The 11,505-nt window shown below is 71.6% G+C and carries 9 protein-coding genes; 4 read left to right on the top strand and 5 right to left on the bottom strand.

Annotated features, from left to right (window positions below):
• The 5 genes from JAN5088_RS16825 to repA form a co-directional block, all read right to left on the bottom strand.
• The coding region (locus tag JAN5088_RS16825; RefSeq protein ID WP_055683998.1) for an AAA family ATPase at positions 1-2,991 on the bottom strand (2,991 nt) is incomplete at its 3' end.
• Positions 2,988-4,151 (bottom strand): metallophosphoesterase family protein, encoded by a 1,164-nt coding sequence (locus JAN5088_RS16820; RefSeq protein WP_055683997.1) that lies wholly within the window; start codon positions 4,149-4,151, stop codon positions 2,988-2,990. The genes JAN5088_RS16820 and JAN5088_RS16825, both read right to left, overlap by 4 nt.
• Before the next feature lie 10 nt (positions 4,152-4,161).
• Complete coding sequence (locus JAN5088_RS16815; RefSeq protein ID WP_144431873.1) at positions 4,162-5,157, bottom strand: helix-turn-helix domain-containing protein; 996 nt, start codon at positions 5,155-5,157, stop codon at positions 4,162-4,164.
• A 111-nt stretch (positions 5,158-5,268) separates the two neighbouring features.
• Positions 5,269-6,135, bottom strand: a complete 867-nt coding sequence (repB, locus tag JAN5088_RS16810; protein ID WP_055683995.1) for a plasmid partitioning protein RepB — start codon at positions 6,133-6,135, stop codon at positions 5,269-5,271.
• Between the two features lie 10 nt (positions 6,136-6,145).
• Positions 6,146-7,369, bottom strand: coding sequence for a plasmid partitioning protein RepA (gene repA / locus JAN5088_RS16805; RefSeq protein ID WP_055684005.1), 1,224 nt, complete (start codon positions 7,367-7,369; stop codon positions 6,146-6,148).
• Positions 7,370-7,553: 184 nt separating this feature from the next.
• Here repA and JAN5088_RS16800 point away from each other — a divergent pair, with 184 nt between their 5' ends.
• The 4 genes from JAN5088_RS16800 to JAN5088_RS16785 all read left to right on the top strand — a co-directional run bounded on the left by JAN5088_RS16800 (position 7,554) and on the right by JAN5088_RS16785 (position 11,483).
• Positions 7,554-8,204, top strand: coding sequence for an HAD family hydrolase (locus JAN5088_RS16800; protein ID WP_055683994.1), 651 nt, complete (start codon positions 7,554-7,556; stop codon positions 8,202-8,204).
• Positions 8,201-9,139, top strand: a complete 939-nt coding sequence (locus tag JAN5088_RS16795; protein ID WP_055683993.1) for a sugar-binding transcriptional regulator — start codon at positions 8,201-8,203, stop codon at positions 9,137-9,139. Before JAN5088_RS16800 ends, JAN5088_RS16795 begins: the two co-directional genes overlap by 4 nt.
• Before the next feature lie 92 nt (positions 9,140-9,231).
• Positions 9,232-10,548: an ABC transporter substrate-binding protein gene (locus JAN5088_RS16790; protein ID WP_055683992.1), complete on the top strand. Its 1,317-nt coding sequence runs from the start codon at positions 9,232-9,234 to the stop codon at positions 10,546-10,548.
• A 62-nt stretch (positions 10,549-10,610) separates the two neighbouring features.
• Complete coding sequence (locus tag JAN5088_RS16785) at positions 10,611-11,483, top strand: carbohydrate ABC transporter permease (RefSeq protein WP_055683991.1); 873 nt, start codon at positions 10,611-10,613, stop codon at positions 11,481-11,483.
• The last annotated feature ends 22 nt before the right edge of the window (positions 11,484-11,505 follow it).

Below are 11,505 nucleotides of genomic sequence, written 5' to 3'. Positions count from 1 at the left end.
GCCGCCCCGCTCGCCCGGTTCGGTCTCCAGCCGCGTCCAGGCGCCGCCGGTCAGCCGGGCGAAGGCCGTCTCGGCCGCCGCGATCATCTCGCCCCGCCGCTCCTCCTGCATCCGGCGCAGCGCGCGGCGCGCGGCCATCCCGCCCAGCATCAGCGCCGCCGCCTCCCGCGCCTCGTCGCGCAGACGCGCCAGCAGCGTCGCGCGGGCCTGCCGGGCGGCATCGCCCCCCTGTCCCGCCTGCGCCGCCTCCAGCGCCTGCCGCGCAGCTCCCTGCGCCTGCAACGCGGCCCCATGCGCCGCCCGCGCCGCCTCCTGCGCGGCGGCCAGAACATCCGCCCGCCCCGCCGGGTCCGCCGCCTGTTCGCGCGCCAGCGCGTCGCCGTCCACACCCGCCCGCAACTCCGCCGCCCGCGCGCCAAGCGCGACCAGGGCCGCGCGGTCGCCGTCGCGCGCCAGGCACAGCGCCAGCCGGTCCTCCGATGACCCCTCGCCCCCCTGCCCCGCCAGCACGGCGTCGATGGCCTCCCGCGCCTCCCGCTCCCGCCGGTCCTGCGTCGCCAGATGCATCCGCGCCTCCGCGGCCTTGGCGCGCGCTTTCCCGGCCGCCTCGACCAGGGGGCGAAGCCGGGCCAGGCGCTCCGGCGCGCGGCCTTCCCCCGGCAGGTCCTTCGCCAGCCCCTCCAGCCGGTCCAGCGCGGAAGCAAGCTGCTCCACCCGCACCTCCATCCGCGCCCGCTCGGCCTCCTCCGTGACGGCCCGGCGCAGGAACGGCAGCATCCGTACCGCCTCCTCCAACTCCCCCTCCGCGCACCAGAGATCCGCCAGCGCCTCCCGCGCCGCCTCTCCCGCCGCCGCCGCCTTCCGCTCCAGCGTGGCGGCTTCGGCTTCCGCGCGGGTCAGCCGGGCCTCCGCCTCCCGCCGCAGGGTCGCCGCCGTCTCGGCCTTCCGCAACCGCTCCAGATGCGCCCGCGCCGCCGCCGCGTCGCCCTCCCCTCCCCCGGCCTCGCGCAGCGCTGCCTGCAACCGCGCCTCCGCCGCGTCCGCCGCGCGGTCCAGATCCGCCGCCTCCGCCTCTGCCCGCTCCGCCATGACCGCCGCGCGCAAAGCCTCCGCCAGCCGCGCACGCCGACGCGGCAGATCGCGCGGGTCGGCATCGGCGGGCAACCCCAGCCCCGGCGCGACCTTGGCCACCCTGCCCCGCTGTTGCGTCAGCTCCGCCTCGGCCCGCGCGACACCCTCGGCTGCTTGCGCCGCGGCCAGTTGCGCCCGCGCAAGGTCGGCTTCCGCTGCTACACGGGTCGCCCGCGCCTCCGCGCTCTCGGCATGGCGGTCGCGCAGGCGGTCGTGGGTGCGCATGGCTTCGGCGAAGGCGTCGGCGGTGGCGGCCTCCAGCGCGGCGCGGTGCCTGTCCCAAGCCGCATCGCGCGCGTCGCGGGCGGCGTCGCGCTCGGCATCGGTGACGGCCGCCGCCTTGGGGTCGCGCAGGGAAAGTTGACGGCCGTCAACTTCCGCATCCGCCCGCACTGCCACTGCGCGCGCCTGAGCCAGAGCGTCCGACGCCGCCCGATGCGCCTCCGCCAGCGCCTCCAGCCCCGCATCTTCCGGCAGGCCGCCTTTCGCCTCGGCCAGCGCGCGCCATCCTTCGGGCAGGCCCTGCGCCGCATCCTCCGCCGCCTGCCCCGCCAGCCGTGCCGCCTCGCGCCTGTCGGCCAGCCGCTCCGCCCCCGGCAGCGCGTCGAGCGCCGCTTGCAAGGCGTCGATCCCCGCGACCGGCGCGACCTCGGGCGGCAAGGCGGCGCGGTCGGCCTCGACCCCGGCGCGCGCCTGTCCGGCGGCGCGGTCGGCCTCGCGCCAGTCCGACAGCCGCGCCTCGATCTCCTCCAGCCGCGCAGCATCGATTGCGGGCATCGACGGCGCACCGGCCTGCGCCAGCGCCGCGTCACGCTTGCGCAGCGCCTCCGCCAGCGCGGCCTGCCGGCGCGGCAGGTCCGCCGCCTCGCCCTCGGTGCGATGCACGAGCGACGTGCCATCCTCCAACCGGGCGGCGTCGATCCGGGCGATGGCGGCCTCCACCTCAGCGCCGGGCGCGTCGCGCAGCACCGCCTCCGCCGTGTCGAGCTCGACTTGCCAGGTCGCGCGGTCGTCGGCGGCGGTCGCGAGTCGGCTCAGCGCGTGGCCCATCCGCCGCTCCGCATCGGGCGCAAGGTCCGGCCCCTCCGGCGCATCGGTCAGCCGCGCCTCCACCTCCGCCCGCTCCCGCGCGATGCGGCGCAGGTCGGCGACCGCTTGGCAGAGCGTCAAGGCACGATCGGCCGCGATCACCTCCGCCGCCGCGGCATCGGCGCGGGCGGCAGCGGCGTCGAGGTCGCCGCGCAGGCGGTCCCACTCCTGCGGTCGCAACCCGGTCTCGCGCAGTTGCGTATCGAGGTCGGCCAGGTCGCGCTTGGCGGTGGCCAGCGCGGTGGTCTTGCCGCGTGGCTTGTGGAAGGCATCGACGCGGGCCCCGACCTGCGCCAGCCGCGCGTCCATCCCCTCGATCCCCGTCAGCCCGGCGAAGAGTGCGGCGCCAAGGTCGCCCTTGCCCGAGGCGATCTCCTCACCGCCGCGGCGCAACCGCTCATCATCGAGCGAGAACCGCTGGGCATAGCCCTCCCGGTCGAGGCCATGCACCAGCTTCGCCACCCGCGCCTCGTCGAGCGCGTTCCCCGCGCCGTCCATCAGCCCCTTCGCGGTGCGGCGCAGGTGCAGGGGCCCGGCCGGCGTCTCGACCAGCGCGCCGACTTCCATCCCCGGACGGGGGTGCAGGAAGCTGTAGGAGGTTCGCAACGGAATAGTGAACAGAAGGTCGAGCCAGGCGGCGAAGGCGGTGCTTTTGCCGGCCTCGTTGTCACCGTAGACCACGGTCACGTCGCAGTCGCGGGCCCGCCCGAAGTCGAGCGTCGCGTCGGTGAACAATCCGTATCGCGTCAGGTCGAGGCGCGCGATCCTCATGCCGGATCGGCCTGCGACAGAACAAAGTTGACGGCAGTCAACCCTTCGTCGGTCAACGCCCGCAACTCCGCGTCCGCCAGCGTCGCCGCGATCTCGCGCGGCAGGGCATCGCGCCAGGCGGCCAGGGCCTCGCGCGCGGCGTCGCGGAAGCTGTCGGTCGCGGCTTCCTCGGCCATCAGCCGGGCCAGGTCGCCGGGTGGGGCAGGGGGCGTGTCGCGCCGGCGCACGGCCTCGATATCCACCAGCGGCATATCGGCCACCGCCTCGCGCGCGATCTCCGACAGGTCCGACAGGGGCAGGTCGCTGCCGGTGACGCGCAGACGCAGCAGGCGGTGGTGGTCTTCGACGCCCTGCGCCGCACGCTGGATCGCCGCGATGCGGCCGTCGAAATCCGTGACGCCGGAAAGGTCGAGCGGCACGGTCGCAAAGGCCATGTCGGCCACGGGGATGGCCCGGATGCGCGGGGCACCGTCGCCCAGATGCGCCAATGTCACCGACCCGCGCCCGGCTTCGCGCGCGTGGCGGCCCTGGGGGATGCCGGGCATGACGGCGGCGCGGTGGCCGTCGATATGTTGCGCGCGTTTGTGGATGTGCCCGAGGGCCCAGTAGTCGTAGCCATGCGCCAGAAGGTCCGCCACGGAGCAGGGGGCATAGGGGTCGTGGCCGGACGAGCCGTCGAGCGAGGTGTGCATCAGCCCCACGTTCACCCTGCCGGGGACGGGCGCGGGATAGTCGGGCAAGAAGGAGCGGTCGTGGTGGCGCGCGCGGAAGCCCAGCCCGTGAAACACCGCGCCGCCCAGGTCGACGCTGGGCCGGTCGCGGTCGAGAAGGTGGATGCCGTCGCCCAGCGGGCCGTAGCGCCCGTGGTCCATCAGCGCGTCGTGGTTGCCGCGGATCATCACCACCGCGATGCCCGACCGCGTGAGGCGCAGAAGCTGCGTGACCAGCCGCGCGCGCAGCGTCACGTCCTGCACATCGCTGTCGAAGACGTCGCCGGCGAAGCCCACCGCGTCGACCTGCGCGTCCAGCGCGGCATCCACGATCCGCGCCAGCACCCCGTCGGCGGCGAGGCGCAGGGCCGCGCCCCGGTCGGCATCGCGCGAGGCCGCCGCGCGCAGCGGCGATCCGAGATGCAGGTCGGCGGTGTGAAGGAACCTCATGACGGCATGTTCAGGGGTGGGGGGCGAAGGTCAAGGGCGGGGCAGGGCGCGACAGGCTGGCCATCAGGTCGAAGCCGCCTGTCGCGGCACGGGCCACCAGCGCGTGGAGGTATCGGTCGGGGTCGCGCAGGCGGGGCAGGCGGCGGTGGACATGGGCGAGCGCCATGGTGGCCCAGATGGCGCCGTTGCGGTGGCGCGCGACCGCGAAGGCGTCGCGCACCCCGAGGGCGAGGGCCGCGAGTTCCCCGGCCCGTTCCACGTCGCGGGGCGTGTGCAGGGGGCGGTTCACCATCCCTGCCACTTCCTCCAGCGCGTCCTGCGCCACGGTCAGGTCGTCCGCTGTTGTCTGGAGTCTGGATGAGGTCTGTGTGTGCCGCCCGTTTTCGCTGTCGGCGACATCCGTTTCGGGCGGCAGCGTGGCGAGGAGGTCGGTGAGCGCGGCCTCGTCGAGCTTGCGCCGCAACGTCCCGCGCAGGGTGTCGCGCCGGGTGTCGGAGAGATCGGCCCGCGCCATGCGGTCGCGGATGCGCGCGCGAAGCTGGGCCACGCGGGCACGGCGGTCGGCGGCCTGTCGCGCGGCCTGGCGCAGGTGGTGGGCCGCGGCGAACAGGGGCGTGAGGTCGAGGCCGAAGGTCAAGTCGGCGTTGCGGCCCACGCGGAACCGCTTGCGGTTGGGGCTGTCGCGGCGGGCGATGAGGCCCGCGTCGCGCAGCACCGCCAGATGGCGCCGCAGGGTCGATTCGGGCATCCCCAGCAGTCGCTCCGACAGGGTGCGGTTGGAGGGAAAGACAACAAAGCCAGTGGTTTCGCCACGCGGCAGGAAGGACAGGAGCGCGCGCAGCACCTGCAACGTCCGGTCCTTCAGACCCCAGTCGTCGCGGGCCGCGGTAAGGTCGTCGAGGATCTGCCAGCGCAGCTCCGGCGCTGGTTTCGGGGCACGCGAAGGCGCGGCCCGGCGGGTGGACCCGCGGGAGGAATACTCGTGCATGATGTCGAAGGGCCGCAAAAAGCAGGCCACCGAATCGGTGGGAGTTGACTGCCGTCAACACGTCCCCTACCTTGAAGTTGCTAGACCAAGGGCCTCTCGGGACACACGTTTCGGGGGGCTCTCCTTATTTCAGGCCTCGTCCTTTCCTTGCTGGTTGCCGGTTTCCGCCGCCCATTGGGCGCGCAGCTCGTCGAGGTTGCGGGTCAGCCATTGGGCGAAGGCCGCATCCTGAATGGTCAATGTCACGGGTTTGGCGCGCGGCACCCGCGGCTTGCGCGTGGTGGCAAGTGCGGCGGCGAACCGCGCCTCGCTGTCGCCCGAGGTGTCGGCCGTCGCCGCCTCGGTCGCCGCCTCCGCGTCTCTCAGCGCGCGGGCGAAGGCGACCCAGCGGTCGCGGCCCACGCCGGGGGCGGGGCCGATGGCGCGGATCAGCGTCTCCGGCACGCGGTCCGTCACCGTCAGCATCCGCGAGATCACCGTCTTGTCGATCGACAGCGCGTCGCAGATCACCTTGCGGTCGAAGCCCATGGCGGCCATCTGCCGGGCGAAATTGGCCATCTCGATGAACGACAGATCGCGGCGGGCGGTGTTCTCCTGCCCCTGCGCCACGATCAGGGCGCGGTCGGGCAGGTCGCGCACCAGCGCGCGCACCTTCATCCCCAGACGGCGCAGCGCGGCGACCCGGCGGCGGCCGTAGACGATGTCGTAGCGGCCTTCGTAGTTCGGGGAATGTCTAACGAGAACAGGGACTTGCTGGCCGTATTCGCGCAAGGAGGCCATCAGCGCCTCTTGCTCGGGGTCGGTGCCGAGGCGGTCCTTGAGGCCCGCCATGTCGATCATGTCGGCAGGAATCTCGATCACCGCATTGGCGCGCATCTCGGCGAACGACTTGCCCACGGCCCCGATGGCGCCGCCGGTGCGGCGGGCGGGGGCGGGACCCTCGGCCGGGGGCTGGGTGTCGGCCATCAGGCCGGACAGAAGGTTCTTGCGTGCCATGCGATCCCTTTCACCTGCCCCATGCGGCCTGCACGAGGCCCTCGATTTCACTGTTGACGGCATCCAGGGATTCCCGCGCACGCTCATAGGTCGACCGCGTGAACTGCGTGCGTTCGACCTCATAGAGCGTCTGCTTGGTGATTCCCGCGTCGGACACAGCAGTCGACTTGAGCACGGTGTTGTTCAAGACGTGATCGCCGAACATCGACCGCATGAAGCCCACCATCTGGTTCTGCGGCCCGTCGCCCGGCTCGTATCGGGTGACGAGATAGCGCATCCAGTCGTAGGTCATGTTGCCCCCTGCCTCGGCCACGATGCCCAGAAGGTCGGAGGTCATGCGCAGGAACTGGCACATCGACATCACGTCGAGCATCTGGGGGTGGATCGTCACCAGCACAGCCGTCGCCGCCGAGAGCGCGGCCATGGAGATGAAGCCCAGCTGCGGCGGGCAGTCGATGATGACGGCGTCGTAGTCGCCCTCGACCTGCGCCAGCGCGGCGCCGATGCGGGTGAAGAAGGGCTCGCCTTCCTGCGACATGAGCATGCGGGGGGTGTCATGCTCGAAATCCATGAGGTCGAGGTTGCCGGGCACGATGTCGAGACCCGAGAAATAGGTGGGCCGGATCACGGCGCTGAGCGGCACGGGGTCGTCGTAGCGGATCGCGTCGTAGAGCGTGCCGCCGTCCATCAGGTCGAGCTCGGGCTGATAGCCGTGGAGGGTGGAGAGCGAGGCCTGCGGGTCGAGGTCGATGGCGAGCACGCGGTAGCCGTCGAGCGCCATCTTCTGCGCCAGATGCGCGGCGGTGGTCGTCTTGGCCGAGCCGCCCTTGAAGTTGATGACGCAGATGACCTGGCAATGATCGCCGGCGCGCCGGCCGGGCAGGTAGGTGCCGGGCGCCTTGGCGCCGTCTTCCAGCATCTCGCGCAGCTCCCGGATCTCCTCCGCCGAGTAGTAGCGGCGGCCGCCGGAGCGCACCTCCGGGTCGGGGCCGCGGCCGTCGAGGTGGAGTTTGCGCAGGTAGGCGTCCTTGACGCCCAGCAGGTCCGCGACTTCGCCCGAGGTGAACTTGCGCAGCGTCTTGCGTGCGGTGGGCGGAAACAGGCGGGCGCGGTGTTCCTGAAGCTGCGCCGAAAGGAGCGCGGCGTGGCGCCCCACCAGAAGGTCGATGCGTTCGCCCCGCGCTTGCGGGCCGTCTGCCGTGCCGCTAGCGTCGGTGGGCGCGGTGCCGTCCATCATCCTGCCATCCTCTGCCCTCGGCCCCCGTAAGGGCCCGCCGCCCCGTTACGCTGTATCGCGTCTTTTCGGGTGTTTTGCGTAACTGACCATGCAGGAGGGGGATTCGGCAAGGGGTTTGTTCACAGCCGCCTGTGGATAACCCCTGCTTGCGCGGGATGCGGCGCGCGGGGTAGGCCGGGCCATGGACGATTTCGACCTCGTGATCCTCGACTGCGACGGCGTGCTGATCGACAGCGAGGGGCTGTCGGGGGCGGTGCTGATCGACGCGCTGGCCGAGGTGGGGGTGGCGATCGACTTCGACGATTTCCGCACCCGCATGGTCGGGCGCAGCTTTCCCACGGTCGCCGCCGAGATCCGGGCGGCGCATGGCATCGACCTTCCGCCCGCCTTCGAGACGGATTATCGCGCGCGCCTTCTGGCCCGGTTCGAAGCGGAACTGCGGGTGACGCCGGGCGTGGAGGCGATGCTGGATGCGCTGCGGGTGCCGGCCTGCGTCGCCACCTCGTCCAGCCCCGCGCGCGTGGCCCGGTCGCTGGAGCTGACGGGGCTGGCGGGTCGCCTGCCGCATGTGTTCACGGCGAGCCAGGTGGCGCGGGGCAAGCCGGCGCCGGACCTGTTCCTGTTCGCCGCGCGGCAGATGGGGGTGGCCCCCGCGCGCTGCCTCGTGATCGAGGACAGCCTGCCGGGGATCGAGGCGGCGCAGGCGGCGGGAATGGCGGTGGTGCGCTATACCGGCGGCGTCCACCTGGCCGGGCGCGACCTGAAGCACGGGCCGGAGGTGCCGGTCCTCGATGACTGGCGCGCGTTTCCGGCGATGATGGCGCGGGCATGACCGAGGCGCGGCTCGACGATGCGGCGCGGGCGGGGTGGCTCTATTACGTCGCGGGCAACACGCAGGACGAGATCGCGCGCAAGCTGGGCGTCTCGCGGCAGTCGGCGCAGCGGCTGGTGGCAATGGCGGTGAGCGAGCGGCTCATCAAGGTGCGGCTGGACCATCCGATCGCACGCTGCATGGAACTGGCGCAGCGCCTGACCGATCGTTTCGGCCTGATCCGCTGCGAGGTGGTGCCGTCGGACCCCGACGCGCCGGGCCTGCTGACCGGGCTGGCCATCGCGGGGGCGGCCGAGATGGAGCGGCACCTGAAGGCAGCGGAGCCCCGGATCCTGGCGCTCGGCACCGGGCGGGCGCTGCGCGCCTGCACCGAGCAGTTGCCGCGCATGGCCTGCCCGCAGCATCGCATCGTCTCGCGGTTGGGCAACATGATGGAGGACGGGGAGGCCACGCCCTACAACGTCGCCGTCCGCATGGCCGAACGGGTGGGGGCGCGGCACTATCCCATGCCGCTGCCGGTTCTGGCGCGGTCGGCGTCGGAGCTTTCGGTGCTGCACGCGCAGACGGCGGTGCGCAACACGCTGGACCTGTGCGCGCGGGCGGATGCGACCTTCGTGGGGATCGGACAGATCGACGCGGAGGCGCCGCTGGTCATCGACGGCTTCATGACGCGGGCCGAGGCGGCGGCGCTGGCGGGGCAGGGGGCCGTGGGCGAGATCACGAGCTGGGTCTTCGACGCCGAGGGGCGGGTGCTGGCCGGCGGTTACAACGCGCGCGTGGCGTCGGCGCCGCTGGACCGGGCGGGGGAGGCGCCGGTGATCGGGCTGGGCCTGGGCGCCGCCAAGGTGCCGGCGATCCGGGGCGCGCTGATCGGGGGGCTGGTCAACGGGATCGTCACCGACGAGGCGACGGCGGAATCGGTGCTGGCGGGGTAACGCCGGCCAAGGGGGTTGACAGGTTCCTTCCGTTGCGTGAGCATGTGCCCACCAGATTGGCTTTTGCCCGTCCGGGCAATGGGAGGATTGCAATGACAACCACGATGCGCGCCCTGCTGGGTGCAACGGCCCTGTGCGCCGCAGGCGGAATCGCCGCCGCGCAGGACAAGACGACCCTGACCATCGCCACCGTCAACAACGGCGACATGATCCGCATGCAGGGGATGACCGACAGCTTCCTGGAAGCGAACCCCGACATCGCGCTGGAATGGGTCACGCTGGAGGAGAACGTCCTGCGCCAGCGCGTCACCACCGACATCGCCACCGGCGGCGGGCAGTACGACGTGATGACCATCGGCACCTACGAGGTTCCGATCTGGGCCAAGCAGGGCTGGCTCGTGTCGCTGTCCGACCTGCCGGAGGAATGGGACGCGGACGACCTGCTGCCGGCCGTCGCCGAGGGCCTGACCGTGGACGGGGAGCTTTACGCGGCCCCCTTCTACGGCGAATCGAGCATGGTGATGTACCGCACCGACCTGATGGAGGAGGCCGGGCTGGAGATGCCGGAGGAACCCACCTGGGAGTTCATCCGCGAGGCCGCCGCCGCCATGACCGACCGCGACGCCGAGATCTACGGCATCTGTGCGCGCGGCAAGGCCGGCTGGGGCGAGAACACCGCCTTCCTGACCGCCATGGCCAACAGCTTCGGCGCCAAGTGGTTCGACGAGGACTGGAACGCCCAGTTCGACCAGCAGCCCTGGAAGGACACGCTGGAGTTCTACGTCGGCATGATGAACGAAAGCGGCCCTCCGGGCGCGTCGGGCAACGGGTTCAACGAGAACCTGGCGCTGTTCCAGCAGGGCAAGTGCGGCATGTGGATCGACGCGACCGTCGCGGCGAGCTTCGTGACCAACCCCGACGATTCGGTCGTGGCCGACAAGGTGGGCTTTGCGCTGGCACCCGACACGGGGCTGGGCAAGCGGGGCAACTGGCTCTGGGCATGGTCGCTGGGCATTCCGGCGGGCACCGACGCGGAGGAGGCGGCCAAGAAGTTCGTCGCCTGGGCCACGTCGAAGGAATACACCGAGATGGTCGCCGAGGCCGAAGGCTGGGCCAACGTCCCGCCGGGCACGCGCACCTCGCTCTATGAGAACGAGGAATACGCGCAGGTGCCCTTCGCCGAGATGACGCTGCGGTCGATCCAGTCCGCGGATCCGACGAACCCGACCGTCGATCCGGTGCCCTATACCGGCATCCAGTTCGTCGCCATCCCTGAGTTCCAGGGCATCGGCACCGCCGTGGGCCAGCAGTTCTCGGCCGCGCTGGCCGGGACCACGTCGATCGACGACGCGCTGGCCAACGCGCAGGCGCTGACCGTCGATGAGATGGAGGACGCGGGCTACAACTGACGCCCGCCGCCACCCGGCGGGGCCGCCATCGGCCCCGCCATCCCCTGCCCGGAGTGACCCCCATGGCCACCGCCCATTCCCGCACCGCCGCCCGCCTGATGCTCGCGCCCGCGACGGTGCTTCTTCTGGCATGGATGCTGATCCCGCTGTGCATGACGCTCTATTATTCGTTCCGCCGCTACCGCCTGCTGACGCCGGAGCGGCAGGGATGGGTGGGGTTCCGCAACTACGAGAATTTCCTGACCAACCCGGCGTTCCGCGACGCCTTCGTCAACACGCTGATCCTGGTGGTGGGGGTGCTGATCATCACCATCGTCCTGGGCATCCTGCTGGCGATCCTGCTCGATCAGCCGATGTTCGGGCAGGGGATCGTGCGGATCCTGGTGATCGCGCCCTTCTTCGTCATGCCCACGGTGTCGGCGCTGGTGTGGAAGAACATGTTCCTGAACCCCGTCAATGGCCTGTTCGCCTATGCCGCCAAGGGGATGGGGTTGCAGCCCTATGATTTCCTCAGCCAGGCGCCGCTCGCGTCCATCGTGGGGATCGTGGCCTGGCAATGGCTGCCGTTCGCCACGCTGATCCTGCTGACGGCGATCCAGTCGCTCGATTCCGAGCAGATGGAGGCGGCCGAGATGGACGGGGCGGGCCCCCTCGCGCGGTTCCGCTTCATCACCCTGCCGCACCTGAGCCGGGCGATCACCGTGGTCGTGCTGATCCAGACGATCTTCCTTCTGTCGATCTTCGCCGAGATCCTGGTCACGACGAACGGCGGGCCGGGGACGGCCAGCACCAACCTCACCTATCTCGTCTATGTCGAAAGCCTGCTGAACTACGACGTGGGCGAAGGGTCGGCGGGGGGTGTCGTGGCCATCATCCTGGCCAACATCGTCGCCATCTTCCTGATGCGCGCCATCGGAAAGAACCTCGATGCCTGATCTTGAGCAGAAAGGACCGGTC

Source organism: Jannaschia rubra, from assembly GCF_001403735.1.
Taxonomy (GTDB): Bacteria; Pseudomonadota; Alphaproteobacteria; order Rhodobacterales; family Rhodobacteraceae; genus Jannaschia; species Jannaschia rubra.
The sequence above is the reverse complement of the archived record's forward strand: the minus strand, read 5'-3'. Positions and strand labels throughout refer to the sequence as shown.

Coding starts and splice junctions, on each gene's coding strand:
- JAN5088_RS16795 (WP_055683993.1), top strand. CDS start 8,201: ATGACCGAGGCGCGGCTCGACGATGCGGCGCGGGCGGGGTGGCTCTAT.
- JAN5088_RS16800 (WP_055683994.1), top strand. CDS start 7,554: ATGGACGATTTCGACCTCGTGATCCTCGACTGCGACGGCGTGCTGATC.
- JAN5088_RS16820 (WP_055683997.1), bottom strand. CDS start 4,151: ATGAGGTTCCTTCACACCGCCGACCTGCATCTCGGATCGCCGCTGCGC.
- repA (WP_055684005.1), bottom strand. CDS start 7,369: ATGGACGGCACCGCGCCCACCGACGCTAGCGGCACGGCAGACGGCCCG.
- repB (WP_055683995.1), bottom strand. CDS start 6,135: ATGGCACGCAAGAACCTTCTGTCCGGCCTGATGGCCGACACCCAGCCC.
- JAN5088_RS16785 (WP_055683991.1), top strand. CDS start 10,611: ATGGCCACCGCCCATTCCCGCACCGCCGCCCGCCTGATGCTCGCGCCC.
- JAN5088_RS16790 (WP_055683992.1), top strand. CDS start 9,232: ATGACAACCACGATGCGCGCCCTGCTGGGTGCAACGGCCCTGTGCGCC.